Genomic DNA, 15,225 nt, shown 5'->3' on the forward strand with positions numbered 1-15,225 from the left:
GTATGAACGGTGTTGGACCACAACTGTCGAGGCGTCAGATGCTCGGCACGATGGCCGCGGGCACAGTTGTCGCGGGGGCGAGCGGTACGTTCGGCGCGATCGGTGGGGGTGTGGCCGGAGCCGATCCGGCAGGAGGATATCTGGTGGGTGCCGGTCGCGCCGACATGACCGGTGCCGTGGCCGGGCAAGGGATGATGGGCTATTCGCAACCGGCGCAGGTCGCCGAAGGCCTGCACATGCGGTACTGGGCACGGGCTTACATCATCGTCGACAACGCGACGGGTAACCGGGTCGTTTTTGTCACCGCGGATTCGGCGTGCCTGTTCGAATCGATCCACTTCGGTGTACTGGCGAAGCTGAAGTCGCGGTTCGGTTCGCTCTACACCGCGTCGAACGTCAACCTCAATGCCACCCACAATCACAACTCGTGTGGCGGCACGGCGTGGGACTATGCCTACTCCCTCGCGGCTTTCGGATTCAAGAAGAACTCGTACCAGGCCGAGGTCGACGGTATCTACGATTCGATCTGCCGAGCCCATGATTCGTTGGCGCCGGGGACGATCAGCCTGGGTCGCGCCGAACTCCACAACGCGAGCGCACAGCGCTCCCGGTCCGCTTTCGACCTCAACCCCGACCCTGACAAGCGGCTGTTCCCCGGTGCCATCGACCCGGCAGTCACCGTGCTCCGACTCACCCAGGGCGGCAACGACATCGGCGTCATCACGTGGTTCTCCACCCATGGCACGTCGATGGCCGATCACAACAAGTTGATCACCGTCGACAACAAGGGGTACGCCAGCCATCGATGGGAGTTGGCTGATCCGGGTGTGGTGGCAGCATTTCCCCAGACCAACGCCGGCGACATGACACCCAACCTGAATCTGGTGCCGTTTTCGCCGTCGGGTCCGACCAAGGATAATCGGGCCAACTGCGCGATCATCGGCGAACGCCAGTATCAAGCCGGACGGCAGGCGTCTGCGGCCGCATCCGGAATGACCAGGACGGGTGTCGATTCGGTGATCCAGTACGTCGACTTCTCCGATGTCGCCATCGACGGTTCGTACACACCGGACGGCAAGTCCGCCCGTACCTCGCCGGCGATGATGGGTGCCGGTGCGGTGGCCACGAGCACCGAGGACAACTACGAACAACCGTTGCCGTTCTTCTATGAGGGGCAGGTCAATCCGTTGGTCGCGGCAGTCGGTGGCCTCGACGCCCCGATCTCGCCGTGGATTCGAGATGTACAGGCGCCCAAGCTGATCGTTGCACCCCTTGGGTTGCTCCCGCCCTCGCCGTGGATCCCGCAGGTGATGCCGATCCAGATCATGCGAATCGGTGATCTGGTGCTGGCCGCGGCGCCCGCGGAGTTCACGATCGTCTCGGGGCTGCGGGTCCGGCAGATCGTTGCCGGTGCGCTGCGGGTCTCGATCGACAATGTTCTGCTGCAGGGCTATGCCAACGGTTACAGCCAATACGTGACAACACCCGAAGAGTATGTGGCGCAACAGTATGAAGGTGGTGAAACACAGTTCGGCCGGTGGACGTTGTCGGCATACATGCAGAGTTTCGACAAGCTGGCCGGTGCGCTGGCCGCCGGTACGCGACCGCCGAGTGGACCGGCGCCGCTGAACAAGTCGGGATTCCAGCCGGACCTGGTCCCGCCGCCTCCACCGGATGCACCCGTGGCCGGCCACAGATACGGGGACGTGCTCAAAGCGCCGAAGTCGGGATACCGCGCGGGTGAGACGGTCTCGGTCGAGTTTGTCGGAGCGCATCCGAACAACAACCTGCGCCGGACCGACACCTATCTGGCGGTGGAAGAGTGGGGCGAGGGTCAGTGGCAACGAACACTTGACGACAACGCGTGGTCGACGGAACTACGTTGGTCGCGGCCACCGGGAAGTCTGGATGCCTCGGTGATCACCATCTTGTGGAACACCGATGCGGGAACGTCGGGGCGGTACCGGATCCGGTACTACGGCGATCATCGCACCGGCGCCGGAAAGACCCATGGCTTCACGGGTACATCCACCGCGTTCGACGTCAGAGCCTGAGTCGTAACGGCTTTCCGGGTTCGGTAACTCTACGGTTCGACGGAGAACCATCCCGAGACCGCGGCGGTGGGCAGGGGTGCCGACGAAGACGGTTCGGGTTCTGGGTCATCGAGTGGGGCAAGGGGATTGCCGAACACCGCGGTGACGGTGGGGCAGGAGAACGAGCCTGCGACACCGGCACTAGACAGCGCGGTGAGGTCCATCGAACAGTTGTCGCTCTGGTAGGTGGTTCCGTCGATCGCCACCGCCACCTTGGCGACGACCTTGGTGCGCTGGGTGAGGTTGCCGACGAGCATGTCGATGGTCACGCCGTCCGAACCCGGGCCCTTGAAAAGGAACAGCAGACTGTCGATGGGGACAGCCGGATCAGCGTTGCCCCACCGCGGGAAGCCGTAGCAGCGGGCGCTGTGCCCCGGCACCGTCAGTGACACCGTGGCCGAGCCCGAATCGAAGGCAAAGCCCTCCAGCGTGTGATCGACAGCCCCGCTTGGAGACGTCTCCTGACATCGGGCAGGCGCCACTTCGGCGTTGGCAGGTGACGACGCGATCACCGAGGTGGTCGATGACGACGTCGCGGTGGCGTCGGAGGGTTTGGACCCGTCGCTGCAGCCGGCCAGGATCGTCGCGGCGGTGACGATGCAGGCGGCCAGGATGGAAGCCGACCGTCGCATCAGTCTGCCGCCGCCACCAACGGTTCCAGGGTGAGGTTGGCGTGCTCTTTCTCGATGTACTGCAAACGCCACTTGTCGCTGACCAGAGCGAGCAGGGCACCATCGCTACGGGTGAACACCTCGAGGCCGCGCTGGCGGTTCAGTTCGTCGACGCTGGTCTCGTCGGTGCGGCGGGCCAGCGTGTACGGCAGTGGCTCGAAGCGTGCCTCGATACCGAACTCGGTCTTCATCCGGGCAGCGACGACCTCGAACTGCATGGGTCCGACGGCCGCGAGTACCGGAGCCGCGTCGCCACGAATCTCGTTGCGCAGCACCTGGACCACACCTTCGGAGTCGAGCTGGTCGATCGCCTTGCGGAACTGCTTGTACTTGCCTGCCGACTCGGCCCGGCACACCGAGAAATGTTCGGGAGCGAACGACGGGATCGGCGGGAACTGCACCTTGACGTCGGTGTACAGCGTGTCGCCGGGTGCCAGCGCCATCGCGTTGACCAATCCGACCACATCACCCGGGTATGCGGTGTCGACCGTCGAGCGGTCGCGGCCGAACACGGCCTGGGCGTACTTGGTGGCAAAGGGTTTGCCGGTCTGCGCGTGGGTGACAACCATCCCGCGTTCGAACACGCCGGACACAATTCGCATGTAGGCCAGGCGATCTCGGTGCGACGAGTCCATGCCGGCCTGCACTTTGAAGACGACGGAACTGAACGGATCGGTGACCTCGCGGACGGTGCCGTCGATCGCGGCCCGGCCCTCGGGTGGGGGAGCGAGCTCGACCAGGGTCTGAAGTAGCTGTCGCACACCGAAGTTGAGCATCGCGGAGGCAAAGATCATCGGTGAGGTCTGTCCGGCCAGGAACAGTTCCTGGTCATGGTCCTGACCCATCGCGGTGAGCAGTTCGCTCTCCTCGACGGCGGTGGTCCATTCGTCGCCCTCTTTGGCCAGCGCGGCGTCGGCATCCAGAAGCTCCTCGGGGGCGATGGTGGCGCCGCCTGCGGTCCGGGTGAAATGGATGTACTCGCCGGTGCGCCGATCGAGCAGGCCGCGGAAATCTCCGGCGATACCCACCGGGAAATACAGGGGTGTGGGAGTCAGGCCGATGCGCTCGGTGATCTCGTCGATGAGTTCGAGTGGCGTCTGGCCCGGGCGGTCCCACTTGTTGATGATCGTGATGATGGGGATGCCACGGTGGCGACAGACCTGGAACAGTTTGAGGGTCTGCGGCTCGAGGCCCTTGGCGGCGTCGATCAACATGACCGCGGCGTCGACGGCGGTCAGTACGCGGTAGGTGTCCTCGGAGAAGTCGGCGTGACCGGGGGTGTCGACCAGGTTGATGACGTTGACCTCGTCGACGTCGGCACCTTCGAGGCGATAGTTGAATTGCAGTGCCGTCGAACTGACCGAGATGCCACGCTGCTTTTCCATCTCCATCCAGTCGGAGACGGTGGAACGGCGGCCGGCCTTGCCATGTATGGCACCGGCCTCGCTGATCATCCGGGCATGCAGCGCCAACGCCTCGGTCATCGTCGACTTACCGGCGTCGGGGTGGGAGATGATCGCGAAAGTGCGGCGCCGCGCCACCTCGCGGGTCACTGCGGCGCGACTGGGTGCAGAACCGGTACCGGACGACGTGCTGACTTCAGAACTCACGAGGAAAGGCTACAGACCTCGCCCTATGCAGGACCAATCGCCACATCCGGCAAACCCCTCGTCGACCGCGCTGAAAGACTCCGCGGTCGACGAGGCATTCGCGGTTATTCGAAGGGGACGGGCGGGAGTTTGACCACCTGGGCGGCGTAGCTCAGGCCTGCGCCGTAACCGAGGAGCAGTGCGGTGTCGCCGGGCTTCGCCTTGCCGGTGGACAGCAGATCTTCCATCGCCAGCGGAATCGAGGCGGCCGAGGTGTTACCGGTGTGCTCGATGTCGTTGGCGACCACAGCGCCTTCGCGCAGTTTGAGGCCGCGGGCGAGCAGGTCGTTGATCCGGGAGTTGGCCTGGTGCGGGACGAACACGTCGAGTTCCTGCGCGTCGACTTTCGCGGCCTCGAGGGCGCGCTGAGCGACCTTGCCCATTTCGAATGCGGCCCAGCGGAAGACGCTGGTGCCCTCCATGCGCAGGTACGGGCGCTGCACGCGGTCGCCTTCGAGGAAGGTCAGCCAGTCGATGTCCTGGCGGATGGCGTCGTACTGCGAACCGTCGCTGCCCCAGATCACCGGGCCGACGCCCTGTTCTTTGGTGGCACCGAGGACAACGGCACCGGCACCATCGCCGAAGATGAAGCAGTTGCCGCGGTCGGTCATGTCGAGGGCGACCGAGAGTTGTTCCGACCCGATGACGAGAACACTCGTGGCACTACCGGCACGGATCATGTCGGCGCCGATGCCCATGGCGTACCCGAAGCCCGCACAACCGACGGTCACGTCGAAGGCCGGGACGCCGTTGGCGCCCAGAGCGGTGGCGACGGCGGTGGCCGCGCCCGGGGTCAGCAGCAGGTGCGTGTTGGTGGCCACGATCACCGCGTCGATGTCCGACCCGCTGAGCAACGCGTTGGCGATGGCCTTGCGGCCAGAGTCGATGGCCATCGTGGTGGCTGACTCGCCGGGCGCGCAGAACCGCCGGGACTTGATACCGGTGCGGGTGTAGATCCACTCATCGCTGGAATCGATGTGCTCGCAGATCTCCTCGTTGGTGACCACACGATCAGGTCGATAGGCGCCGATACCGAGAATCCCGACGTTGTTGATTCCGGTTTGGTCAGCGATGACTGGCATTCGATTCCTCTTCTCAGTGCGGGCTTGATCTGTGTATCGGCCTGCAGGTGGTGCTCGTAACAGGCTAGTTCAATTTCAGGGCGACGACGGAGGTCGCCTCACCAGGCATGGACGCGGTTCTGTGCGTCTTCCAGGCTGTACTCAATCAGCAACTCGATCGCGTCGGCGGCATTTTCCAGCAGGAGGGGCACTTCGGCCCGTTCGGTGCTGGAGAAGGGTTTGAGAACAAAGTCGGCGGGATCCTGCCTGCCCGGCGGACGACCGACACCCAGACGCACCCGCAGGTAATCCTTGGTTCCCAGGACCTGCGAGATCGACCGCAGACCGTTGTGGCCACCCTCGCCGCCACCACGTTTGAGGCGGACCGCACCGAAGTCGATGTCGAGTTCGTCGTGCACCACGATCAGCGATTGTGGTGGGGCCGAATAGAAGGCTGCCAGCGGCCCGACCTGGCGACCGGACTCGTTCATAAAGCAGGTGGGCTTGGCCAGGACGACCTGTTTTCCGGCCAGACGGCCCACGGCCACGGCGGTACCGGACTTCTTGTGGACCTTGAACTTCTCGCCGAGCTTGCCCGCCAGATGGTCGATGGCCATCGCGCCCACATTGTGGCGCGTCTTCTCATAGCGGCTGCCGGGATTGCCCAGACCGACAATCACGATGGGATCTGTCACCGGGCCATTCTGTCATCCGGTGTCAGAAGGACCTCGGCGGTCCGGCGTGCGAGCGCGCAGGCATCACTCTGGGCCCCAGCGGTCCGGGAGACGATGCTGCCCTCATGGAGCAGTGTGAGTTGTCCGGCGAGGACATATGGCTCGGCGTATCCGCCTGCAGTGCAGATGTATTCGAATAGATCACGCACCCAGGTCTTCTCCTCGACGATCACCGCGACGCCGGGATGCTCGGTGCCGCCGAGTTCGGCGTATGCGTTGATGAAACCGCAGCCGCGGGTCCAGGTGCCCATCCATTGGTCGGTGGCGTCGAACACCGCGAGTGCCTGGTCGCGCCCGGGGGAATGTTCGGCGATGACATCGAGCACCAGGGACCGCCAGCGCAGGCTCCGGCGACGCAGATACGCCACGATCAGTCCGTCTTTGGACCCGAACCGGTCGTAGATCGTCTTCTTGGTGGTCCCGGCTGCCTCCGCGATCGATTCGACGCCCACCGCGTGGATTCCGCGGCTGTAGAACAGGGTCCCGGCGGCGGTCAGGATGCGGTCGGCGGCCGGTGTCATCGGCGCCTCGCTCGGCAGTTGCAGTGCGGCGACAGTGGTCATCGGGTTCCTCCGAACGTCGGGCAGAGATGTAGCTCACATATCCACTGCAAGTATACCGACCGGTGTGTTTACCTGACCGCATGGTCAAAGCATCCATCCTGCTGGTGCTCATGTGGAGCTCTGGATACCTCGGCGCCGAACTCGGCGCCAGGTATTCGTCGTGGCATATGTTGCTCGCCTGCCGTTTCGTACTCGCCGCGGTGCTGCTGATCGGGTTCTGCGTGTTCCGAGAGTGGCGGAGACGTAGCGCAGCGGAGCTCGACTGCGTGCGGAGACGTAGCGCAGCGGAGCTCGACCCCGTGCGGAGACGTAGCGCAGCGGAGCTCGACCTTTCGCGGAGACGTAGCGCAGCGGAGCTCGACCAATGGACGGTGACTCGACGGGGGTTGGCCCGGCAGGCTGCGCTGGGTGTGGTGATGCAGGGGATGTATCTCAGTGCGATCGGCGCCGCCGTCCAGGCCGGGCTCAGTGCCGGGATCACCGCCCTGATCTGTTCGCTGCAACCGCTGGTGGTCGCGGCCTGTGCCTTCCCGCTTCTCGGGGTGCGGATCGGGCGGCGGGAATGGTGCGGTCTTGCGCTCGGCATAGTCGGTGTCGGCTTGGTCGTCGGCGGAAAGCTGAACACCGGCGGCGCGCCGTGGTGGGCATTTCTGCTTTGCGCTTTGGGGATGTTGGCGTTGACCGGTGGCACTCTGGCGCAACGAATACTGAACGCGCCGGAGCCGATGGCGGTGGCGCTGGCCGTTCAGTGCACGGTTGGCGCGGTTTTGTTCTGGTCCGTGAATGTGGTTGTGGGCGACATGATTCCGCCTGTCACCATCGAGTTCGCCGGGTCGGTGGTCTGGGTTGTTGCATTGTCGACGTTCGGCGGTTGGGGTGCCTACTTCTGGGTGAACCGCGAGGCAGGCCCGGTGCTCTCGAGCACCCTGCTCTTGCTGGTTCCGCCCGCGACGATGTTGATCGCCTGGCCGATGTTCGGTGAGGCGCTCGGGCGATGGGAGATCGTCGGAGTGGTGGTCAGCGCGGTCGGGGTGGCGATCAAACTGCTTCTCACATCGGGCGAGAAGGCATCCGGCAAGAAGCAGGCAGGAGAAAAAACTCCGGCCCGCAACACCGAAGTGTGCGGGCCGGAGAAGTTGCAGACGGAGCCGGAGCTGTCGCAGACCTGGCGGGAGTGATCCCTACTCGGCGGCGGGGGCTGCGTCGGCGGCTGCTTCAGCGGCATCCTCGGCATCCGTCGTGGTGTCGGCGGTCTGTGCCTCGTTGACGGCAACGATCAGCGTCTCGGGATCGGAGACCAGGGTGACACCCTCGGGCAGTTCGATGTCACCGGCGGTGATGGTGCTGCCGCCGCTCAGGCCCTCGACCGAGATGACGAGGTGCTCGGGGATCGACAGTGCGTCGGCCTCGATCTCGATGCTGCTGGCATCGTTGGTGACCAGGCTGCCGGGGGTGGGGTCGCCCTCGACCAGGATGGAGACCTCGACCGTGACCTTCTCGCCCTTGCGGATGACGACGAAGTCGGTGTGCTCGATGTAGTTGCGGATCGGGTGAACGTCGACCTGCTTGGGCAGAGCCAACTGCAGCTCGCCCTCGATGTCGAGTTCGATGATGGCGTTGAGGCCGTTGTTACGCAGGATGGCTGCGAAGTCGCGGGCCGGGACGGTCAGGTGCTTGGGGTCGGTGCCGTGGCCGTACAGAACGGCGGGGACGTTGCCGGCGCGACGTGCGCGACGAGCGGCGCCCTTGCCCTTTTCGGTGCGGAGGGTGACAGAGAGCTTGCTGGCGGTATTGGCGGTTGCCATGAGATGACTCCTCGATCGGGTGGTGGATTCGGGCCCGACAAGAAAATCGATGACAGCCACAGTGCACCCTGGAGGGAGAACTACGCCGCGCCGATTACGGTGACCATGGATCACCCTCGCCGAGACAACGGCGCAAACTATACCGGTAGCTGCCCCGGAATCCCACTTCGCGTGATCTACCTGCGGTTTCCCGGCGCCAACGAGGCCGTTGGCGTAGTCTCGGGCGGCATGACGGGGAACACAGAATCAGAGATCACGCAGGCGGGGAGCGTTCCGGTGGCAACGACGCCGTCCGACACGGCCCGGAATTTTCTCGACGCGCTCGCGCTGGGCGACCACGTGGCGGCGTTGGCATTGGTCGATCCGGACATCGAATACGCGAATGTCGGTTACAGCTTCATGCGCGGCAAGAAGCGACTGGCCAAACTTTTTCAGGCGATGAACAAAACGCGCATGGGTTTCAGCGTGAAGTGGGTCAACATCACGGCCAACGGACCGGTTGTGATCACCGAGCGGGTCGACGAAATCGCGTTGGGCAAACTCCGGATGCAGTTCTGGGTCTGCGGCCGATTTGAGGTCGAAGACGGTCTGATCACGGTGTGGCGTGACTACTTCGACCTTGTCGACTTCATCAAGGCATCAGTGCGCGGGCTGGTGGCGATCGCGTTTCCGCGGATCCAGAAGCCGCTGCCGAAGCCGGTGCAGCCCTAGGCTGCACAGATAAAAGCACACCGTCCAGTCAAAAACACACGTTGCAACGTGTGCTTATGACTGGACGGTGTGCTTTTGTGCGACTAGAGAATCTCGTCGACCGATTCGACCGGGCGGGCCAACCGGGTGCCCTTGTCGGTCACCACAAACGGCCGCTCGATCAGGATCGGGTTGGCGGCCATGGCATCGAGAAGCTGATCGTCGGTGGCGTCGGCGAGGTCGAGTTCTTTGTACAGCGACTCGCGCTTGCGCACCGCTGCGGAGACCTCGATACCGGCGTCGGAGATCATCTTCTCAAGTTCGGCCCGCGTCGGCGGCTCCTCGAGGTACTTCACGATGGTTGGTTCAACCCCGGCATCACGCAAGTGCTGCAACGTCTTTCGTGACGTCGAACATTTGGGATTGTGATAGATCGTAGCCGCCATCGCGTCTGTACTCCTATGCGCTTCCGTTGAAAAGACTTGTCACCGATCCGTTTTCGAAGACCTCGCGGATTGTACGGCCAAGCAGCGGTGCGATGGAGAGCACGGTGAGGTTGTCGAACCGCTTCTCCGGCCCGATCGGCAGGGTGTCGGTGGCGATGACCTCGCGGGCGCCACAGTTGGCCAGCCGCTCGGCTGCCGGATCCGAGAAGACGCCGTGGGTGGTGGCGATGACGACGTCGCCTGCGCCGGCATCCCGCAGGACCTGCACCGCGCCTGCGATGGTGCCGCCGGTGTCGATCATGTCGTCAATCAGCACGCAGGTGCGGCCGGCGACGTCACCGACAACCCGATTCGACTTCACCTGGTTCGGCACCAGCGGATCGCGGGTCTTGTGGATGAACGCCAACGGTGCGCCGTCAAACGAGTCGGCCCACTTCTCGGCAACGCGCACGCGGCCGGAGTCCGGCGAGACGATGGTGATGTTGGCGGTGCCGTACTTGCCCTTGACGTACTCGGACAGCTGGCCCTGGGCGTGCATGTGGTCGACGGGTCCGTCGAAGAAGCCCTGGATCTGGTCGGTGTGCAGATCGACCGTGATGATGCGGTCGGCGCCTGCGGTCTTCAGGAGGTCGGCCACCAGTCGGGCGGAGATGGGCTCGCGTCCACGGTGCTTCTTGTCCTGGCGGGCGTAGGGGTAGAACGGCAGGACAGCGGTGATGCGCTTGGCCGATCCGCGCTTGAGCGCGTCGATCATGATCAGCTGTTCCATCAGGTGCTGGTTGAGCGGGAACGGGCAGCTCTGCAGCACGAAAGCGTCCGAGCCACGCACCGACTCCTCGAAGCGCACGAAGATCTCACCATTGGCGAAATCGCGGGCGGTTTGGGGGGTCACCTCGATGTCGAGCTCTTTTGCGACCGCTTGGGCCAGCTCGGGATGTGCACGACCAGAGAACAGCATGAGGTTCTTCTGATTGTGGGTGGTGGTCCAGGTCACAGCGAGTCACTTTCTTGTTGCACGTTCTCGGTGGCGGAGAGTGCATCGGCAGCAGCTTGTGCCGATGGCGTACCAGGCCGCTTGGCCTGCACCCAACCGTCGATATTCCTCTGTTTCCCACCGGAGACCGCGAGGGCTCCGGGGGGCACATCCTGCGTCAAGACGGTACCTGCTCCGGTGTAGACGCCATCACCGACATTGAGGGGTGCAACAAACATGGTGTCCGAACCGGTTCGGCAATGTGCCCCAATTGTGGTATGGCTCTTGTTCACCCCGTCGTAGTTCACGAAAACGCTCGAAGCGCCGATGTTGGTGCCCTCACCGATGGTCGCGTCGCCGACGTACGTCAGATGCGGCACCTTGGCGCCCTTACCGATCTTCGCGTTCTTCGTCTCGACGAACGTCCCGATCTTGCCTGCCTCACCGAGAACTGAACCCGGACGCAAGAATGCGAAAGGTCCGACCTGCGTGTTTGCGCCGATGGTCGACTCGGATCCGTGGGTCCGGATGATCGACGCACCCGCGCCCACGGTGACGTCGGCCAGGGTGGTGTCGGGACCGATCTCGGCGCCGGTGGCAACAGTGGTCTGCCCCAGTAGCTGGGTCCCGGGTGCGATGGTGACGTCGGCGTCGATCGTGACGTCGACATCAACCCAGGTGGTGGCCGGATCGATGATCGTGACACCGCCGAGCATGTGGCCCGCCAGGATTCGCCGGTTCAGCTCGGCTCCGAGTGTTGCCAACTGCAGTCGGTCGTTGCAGCCGGCAACGAGGGCGGCATCGTCGATGTGCTTGGCGCGCACCACCTTTGAATGCCGGTTGGCGATCTCTATGACGTCGGTCAGGTACAGCTCGTGCTGCGCGTTGTCGGGGGACAGTTCAGCGAGTGCGCTCCGCAACGTGGTGGCGTCGAACGCATAGACGCCGGAGTTGACCTCGGTGATGCGGAGCTGCTGCTCGGTTGCGTCCTTCTGCTCGACGATCGCCGTGACGGCTCCGTCCTGGGTACGCAAAACGCGCCCATATCCGGTCGGATCGGGCGCGGTCGACGTGAGAACTGTCACTGACGCGGCGGGGGTGCTGGTGTGGTCTTCGATGAGATCGCTCAGCGTCGGGCCGTCGAGGAGTGGGACGTCGGCAGCGGTGACGAGCACGGTGCCGTCGAAGTCGGCGGGCAGTGCCGCGAGACCGGCCCGGACGGCGTCGCCGGTGCCGTTCTGCTGCTCTTGAACCGCGGTAGGGATGTCGCGGCCGAGGGTGGCGGCGATCTCATCGCAGGCGGCGCTGACTTTCTCTCGATCGTGGCCGACCACGACAACAAGGTGATCAGGTTCGATGCCGGATGCGGCGTGCAGCGCGTGGGACAGCAGCGAGCGCCCACCGATGGCGTGCAGGACCTTCGGGGTTGCCGACTTCATGCGGGTGCCTGCGCCTGCGGCAAGGACCAGGACGGCGGTTGGCCCGGGGGCCGAGCGCGCGGATTCAGGTGCCACGGACATGGGACTCCCTTGGCGGTTGGAGGCGGGGAACGGCCCGATCCTACGCACCTTTCGGGGGCGCTTGATACAACTGGTGGACCATCGGCAGGGCGTTGGACCGTTGTAGACCGGTCACCTGGCGATCGTTATCCGAAGTTCTTCGACAAGGGAGTTGTTGTGAGCGAGCAGAGAACAGCGATCGTCACCGGCGCGGCACGTGGGATCGGTGCAGCGGTTGCGAAACGTCTGTCGGCCGACGGATATGCCGTGGCGGTCCTGGATCTCGACGAGTCGAGTTGCGGTGACACCGTCAAGGCGATCACCGATGCCGGTGGCAAAGCGATCGCCGTCGGCGCCAACGTTGCCGACGAGGCTGCCGTTGCCGCTGCCGTCGAGAAGGTGGCCGGCGAGCTGGGCGCCCCGACCATCCTCGTCAACAACGCCGGTATCACCCGCGACAACATGTTGTTCAAGATGTCGGTCGACGACTGGGATTCGGTGATGAACGTCCACCTGCGTGGCGCGTTCCTGATGTCCCGGGCCGTGCAGCAGCACATGGTCGCGGCCAAGTTCGGCCGGATCGTCAACCTGTCGAGTGTGTCGGCCCTCGGTAACCGTGGTCAGGCGAACTACTCCGCGGCCAAGGCGGGCATGCAGGGATTCACCAAGACCCTCTCGATCGAGCTCGGCAAGTTCGGTGTGACGGCCAACGCCATCGGACCGGGTTTCATCGAGACCGAGATGACCGCGGCGACCGCCGAGCGTGTCGGCGTGCCGTTCGAGGACTACAAGGCTGCAGCGGCATCCCAGATCCCGGTTGCCCGGGTCGGCCAGCCCGAGGACATCGCGCACACCGTGTCGTTCCTGGCGAGCGAAGGCGCCGGCTTTGTCACCGGCCAGGTCATCTACGTCGCAGGCGGCCCCCGCGACTGATCGACCCTGCTTCCCGCAAACGATCCACCTTTGCGAAGACGCTCCACAAATATGTGGAGCGTCTTCGTATTACCGGCTCGTTTGCGGGAGGACTTGTCGGGCGCCGCGAGCCGGTTGTGGGTTCCGATGAGTCTCATGGCACAATCGTGAGCGCAATCCGCCATGGTGTAATCGGCAACACTCCTGATTTTGGTTCAGGTATTCCAGGTTCGAGTCCTGGTGGCGGAGCAACGTATTGACCGGGCGACTACCGCGCGCGGAACAGCGGGTAGGCCTCGATCGAGGCGATCGTTCCGGTTGGTCCCACCGCCCAGTGTTCGAGTTTCCAGCCCTCGGACTCGATTGCTGTGATCAGCTCGGCCCACTTCTTCGCGTTCCCGCCGAGTTCTGGCGTGAAGACCACTTCGTTGTTGTGCCGTGCTTCGCGTGCAGCGGTACGAATCTTGTCGTTCTTGTTCTGCCCAAATGCCATCGCACGAATCTATCCGTCCGGTCGGCGAGGCAGGCCCGACCGCGCCGGGATCTAACTGATTTGAAACGGGTCCGCATATAGTTGGACTCGATGTCCATTTTTTTGAGGGAAAGGCGACGATGACAGTCGATCGCCCGACCAGCAAGGCAGATCAGGTCCAGCGGGTACCGCGTGCGCGGATGACGGGTCCACAACGGCGTCATCAGCTGATCGAGGTCGCCAGGGGACTGTTCGCCGAACGGGGCTTCGAGGCAACAGCTGTCGAGGAGATCGCGCAGCGCGCAGGTGTCTCCAAACCTGTTGTGTATGAACACTTCGGCGGTAAAGAGGGTCTGTATGCGGTGATTGTCGACCGCGAGATGGAGACCCTCCTCGAGATGATCACGTCGTCGCTCAGCAAGAACCGGTCGCGGTACCGCGTGCAACAGGTGGCGCTGGCTCTGCTGACCTACATGGAAGACCGCACCGACGGCTTTCAGATCCTGATGCGCGGTCCTTCGACGGCAGGCGACTCCGGCAAGTATTCGAGTCTGCTGAACGACGCCATCAGCCAGGTCGAGCACATTCTGGGTGAGGATTTCGAGCGTGGTGGCCGCGATCCGGCGCTGGCGCCCCTGTATGCGCAGGCGCTGGTCGGGATGGTCACGTCCACTGCTCAATGGTGGCTCGGTGTGCGGGAGCCCTCCAAGGAGGTCGTTGCCGCGCATCTGGTCAATCTCTGCTGGAACGGCCTGGTCAATCTGGAGGCCGAGCCGCACCTGGTCACACCGAACGACCCGCCCTCGAAGTGACCGTTGTCGCCTCAGGCCAGCTGTAGGCTCCGCTTGCTCAGGCCCATCCAGAACCCGTCGACGGCCTGTTCGCCCTTCTGCTCGGGATTGTCGCTGGCGCCGAGGGCGACGAACAACGGTGACCAGTGTTCGACGGTCGGATGCGCATACGGCATGCCCGGTGCCACCTCACGGAATCGAACCAAAGACTCCACATCGCCCGCGGCAAAACGCTCACCCGCCCAGGCATCGAACTCTTTGGACCACGTCGGCGGCGTGGCGTTCGGCCGCATGTCGCGCAGAAACTGCAGACCGTGGGTGGTGAAACCGGAACCGATGATCAGCACGCCCTCGTCGCGCAGCGGCTTGAGCCGGCGTCCGAGGTCGAGAAGTTGTTCGGGGTCGAGGGTCGGCAGGGAGATCTGCAAGACCGGGATCTGCGCTTCCGGGTACATCACAGTCAGCGGAACATAGGCGCCGTGGTCGAGGCGTCGACCCCGATCGTGGCGGACGGCCTGCTTGTCGGGCATCAACGCCTCGATCCGGGCGGCCAGGTCGACGGCGCCCGGGGCGTCGTAGCGCACGCGGTAGTAGTGCTCGGGGAAGCCGCCGAAGTCGTAGGTCAGCGGCACGGTGGAATCGGTGGCGCCGATGGTCAGTGGCGCAGACTCCCAGTGGGCCGACACCATCAGGATCGCGGTGGGGGTGGGCAGGTCCGCCGACCACTGTTCGAGCTCGCCGACCCAGCGGGCATCGTCCACCAGCGGGGGAGCGCCATGGCTCAGGAACAGGGAAGGCATACGCGTCACGGACATGATTCTACCAACCGGACCACGGTCCGTTTTGTTCCCCGGCTGGGATCGGGC

Annotated in this window: 16 protein-coding genes and 1 tRNA gene; 6 read left to right on the forward strand and 11 right to left on the reverse strand. The window is 64.2% G+C overall.

Going from position 1 to position 15,225, the window contains the following annotated elements:
• Positions 1 to 2 precede the first annotated feature (2 nt).
• A complete protein-coding gene (locus tag AC1TQG_RS15000; RefSeq protein ID WP_482138129.1) occupies positions 3 to 2,054 on the forward strand; it encodes a neutral/alkaline ceramidase in 2,052 nt (683 codons plus the stop codon).
• A gap of 29 nt (positions 2,055 to 2,083) precedes the next feature.
• Here the strand turns inward: AC1TQG_RS15000 and AC1TQG_RS15005 are convergent, their stop codons facing one another.
• The 5 genes from AC1TQG_RS15005 to AC1TQG_RS15025 all read right to left on the reverse strand — a co-directional run bounded on the left by AC1TQG_RS15005 (position 2,084) and on the right by AC1TQG_RS15025 (position 6,771).
• Entirely contained in the window at positions 2,084 to 2,725 is a 642-nt protein-coding gene (locus AC1TQG_RS15005) for a hypothetical protein (protein WP_482138130.1), read from the reverse strand.
• The gene (locus tag AC1TQG_RS15010) at positions 2,725 to 4,317 is read right to left on the reverse strand and encodes a peptide chain release factor 3 (RefSeq protein ID WP_482138765.1); all 1,593 of its coding nucleotides are present in this window, start codon (positions 4,315 to 4,317) and stop codon (positions 2,725 to 2,727) included. Before AC1TQG_RS15010 ends, AC1TQG_RS15005 begins: the two co-directional genes overlap by 1 nt.
• A gap of 161 nt (positions 4,318 to 4,478) precedes the next feature.
• A complete protein-coding gene (locus AC1TQG_RS15015) occupies positions 4,479 to 5,495 on the reverse strand; it encodes a beta-ketoacyl-ACP synthase III (protein WP_482138132.1) in 1,017 nt (338 codons plus the stop codon).
• A 98-nt stretch (positions 5,496 to 5,593) separates the two neighbouring features.
• Positions 5,594 to 6,169 (reverse strand): aminoacyl-tRNA hydrolase, encoded by a 576-nt coding sequence (pth, locus tag AC1TQG_RS15020; protein WP_482138133.1) that lies wholly within the window; start codon positions 6,167 to 6,169, stop codon positions 5,594 to 5,596.
• Entirely contained in the window at positions 6,166 to 6,771 is a 606-nt protein-coding gene (locus tag AC1TQG_RS15025; RefSeq protein ID WP_482138135.1) for a TetR/AcrR family transcriptional regulator, read from the reverse strand. Before AC1TQG_RS15025 ends, pth begins: the two co-directional genes overlap by 4 nt.
• A gap of 80 nt (positions 6,772 to 6,851) precedes the next feature.
• Between AC1TQG_RS15025 and AC1TQG_RS15030 the strand changes: the two genes are divergently transcribed.
• Positions 6,852 to 7,949 carry a DMT family transporter gene (locus AC1TQG_RS15030; protein WP_482138137.1) on the forward strand — a complete coding sequence of 366 codons (1,098 nt, stop codon included), beginning with the start codon at positions 6,852 to 6,854 and terminating at the stop codon, positions 7,947 to 7,949.
• 3 nt (positions 7,950 to 7,952) lie between these two features.
• On the opposite strand, the gene AC1TQG_RS15035 is transcribed toward AC1TQG_RS15030, so the two are convergent.
• Positions 7,953 to 8,576, reverse strand: a complete 624-nt coding sequence (locus AC1TQG_RS15035; RefSeq protein WP_482138138.1) for a 50S ribosomal protein L25/general stress protein Ctc — start codon at positions 8,574 to 8,576, stop codon at positions 7,953 to 7,955.
• Between the two features lie 228 nt (positions 8,577 to 8,804).
• On the opposite strand from AC1TQG_RS15035, the gene AC1TQG_RS15040 reads away from it, so the two are divergent.
• Positions 8,805 to 9,287, forward strand: coding sequence for a limonene-1,2-epoxide hydrolase family protein (locus AC1TQG_RS15040; protein WP_482138140.1), 483 nt, complete (start codon positions 8,805 to 8,807; stop codon positions 9,285 to 9,287).
• A gap of 83 nt (positions 9,288 to 9,370) precedes the next feature.
• Here AC1TQG_RS15040 and arsC read toward each other — a convergent pair whose 3' ends face one another.
• Genes arsC through glmU form a run of 3 tightly spaced genes read right to left on the reverse strand, consistent with a single transcriptional unit; the run spans position 9,371 to position 12,205 of the window.
• Positions 9,371 to 9,712 carry an arsenate reductase (glutaredoxin) gene (gene arsC, locus AC1TQG_RS15045; protein WP_482138141.1) on the reverse strand — a complete coding sequence of 114 codons (342 nt, stop codon included), beginning with the start codon at positions 9,710 to 9,712 and terminating at the stop codon, positions 9,371 to 9,373.
• 13 nt (positions 9,713 to 9,725) lie between these two features.
• A complete protein-coding gene (locus tag AC1TQG_RS15050) occupies positions 9,726 to 10,706 on the reverse strand; it encodes a ribose-phosphate diphosphokinase (RefSeq protein WP_482138143.1) in 981 nt (326 codons plus the stop codon).
• Complete coding sequence (gene glmU, locus AC1TQG_RS15055; protein ID WP_482138144.1) at positions 10,703 to 12,205, reverse strand: bifunctional UDP-N-acetylglucosamine diphosphorylase/glucosamine-1-phosphate N-acetyltransferase GlmU; 1,503 nt, start codon at positions 12,203 to 12,205, stop codon at positions 10,703 to 10,705. Before glmU ends, AC1TQG_RS15050 begins: the two co-directional genes overlap by 4 nt.
• Positions 12,206 to 12,361: 156 nt before the next feature.
• Here glmU and fabG point away from each other — a divergent pair, with 156 nt between their 5' ends.
• Positions 12,362 to 13,117 carry a 3-oxoacyl-ACP reductase FabG gene (gene fabG, locus AC1TQG_RS15060; RefSeq protein ID WP_482138146.1) on the forward strand — a complete coding sequence of 252 codons (756 nt, stop codon included), beginning with the start codon at positions 12,362 to 12,364 and terminating at the stop codon, positions 13,115 to 13,117.
• 156 nt (positions 13,118 to 13,273) lie between these two features.
• A tRNA-Gln gene (locus AC1TQG_RS15065) sits at positions 13,274 to 13,345 on the forward strand.
• 19 nt (positions 13,346 to 13,364) lie between these two features.
• Here AC1TQG_RS15065 and AC1TQG_RS15070 read toward each other — a convergent pair.
• A complete protein-coding gene (locus AC1TQG_RS15070) occupies positions 13,365 to 13,589 on the reverse strand; it encodes a hypothetical protein (protein WP_482138147.1) in 225 nt (74 codons plus the stop codon).
• Between the two features lie 119 nt (positions 13,590 to 13,708).
• On the opposite strand from AC1TQG_RS15070, the gene AC1TQG_RS15075 reads away from it, so the two are divergent.
• Positions 13,709 to 14,380, forward strand: coding sequence for a TetR/AcrR family transcriptional regulator (locus AC1TQG_RS15075; RefSeq protein WP_482138148.1), 672 nt, complete (start codon positions 13,709 to 13,711; stop codon positions 14,378 to 14,380).
• Positions 14,381 to 14,391: 11 nt separating this feature from the next.
• Here AC1TQG_RS15075 and AC1TQG_RS15080 read toward each other — a convergent pair whose 3' ends face one another.
• Positions 14,392 to 15,159: a dioxygenase family protein gene (locus tag AC1TQG_RS15080; protein WP_482138767.1), complete on the reverse strand. Its 768-nt coding sequence runs from the start codon at positions 15,157 to 15,159 to the stop codon at positions 14,392 to 14,394.
• Positions 15,160 to 15,225: the final 66 nt, after the last annotated feature.

This window comes from Williamsia sp. Y844 (assembly GCF_056786475.1).

Coding starts and splice junctions, on each gene's coding strand:
- AC1TQG_RS15000 (WP_482138129.1), top strand. CDS start 3: ATGAACGGTGTTGGACCACAACTGTCGAGGCGTCAGATGCTCGGCACG.
- AC1TQG_RS15005 (WP_482138130.1), bottom strand. CDS start 2,725: ATGCGACGGTCGGCTTCCATCCTGGCCGCCTGCATCGTCACCGCCGCG.
- AC1TQG_RS15015 (WP_482138132.1), bottom strand. CDS start 5,495: ATGCCAGTCATCGCTGACCAAACCGGAATCAACAACGTCGGGATTCTC.
- AC1TQG_RS15025 (WP_482138135.1), bottom strand. CDS start 6,771: ATGACCACTGTCGCCGCACTGCAACTGCCGAGCGAGGCGCCGATGACA.
- AC1TQG_RS15030 (WP_482138137.1), top strand. CDS start 6,852: ATGGTCAAAGCATCCATCCTGCTGGTGCTCATGTGGAGCTCTGGATAC.
- AC1TQG_RS15035 (WP_482138138.1), bottom strand. CDS start 8,576: ATGGCAACCGCCAATACCGCCAGCAAGCTCTCTGTCACCCTCCGCACC.
- AC1TQG_RS15040 (WP_482138140.1), top strand. CDS start 8,805: ATGACGGGGAACACAGAATCAGAGATCACGCAGGCGGGGAGCGTTCCG.
- arsC (WP_482138141.1), bottom strand. CDS start 9,712: ATGGCGGCTACGATCTATCACAATCCCAAATGTTCGACGTCACGAAAG.
- glmU (WP_482138144.1), bottom strand. CDS start 12,205: ATGTCCGTGGCACCTGAATCCGCGCGCTCGGCCCCCGGGCCAACCGCC.
- AC1TQG_RS15070 (WP_482138147.1), bottom strand. CDS start 13,589: ATGGCATTTGGGCAGAACAAGAACGACAAGATTCGTACCGCTGCACGC.
- AC1TQG_RS15075 (WP_482138148.1), top strand. CDS start 13,709: ATGACAGTCGATCGCCCGACCAGCAAGGCAGATCAGGTCCAGCGGGTA.
- AC1TQG_RS15080 (WP_482138767.1), bottom strand. CDS start 15,159: ATGCCTTCCCTGTTCCTGAGCCATGGCGCTCCCCCGCTGGTGGACGAT.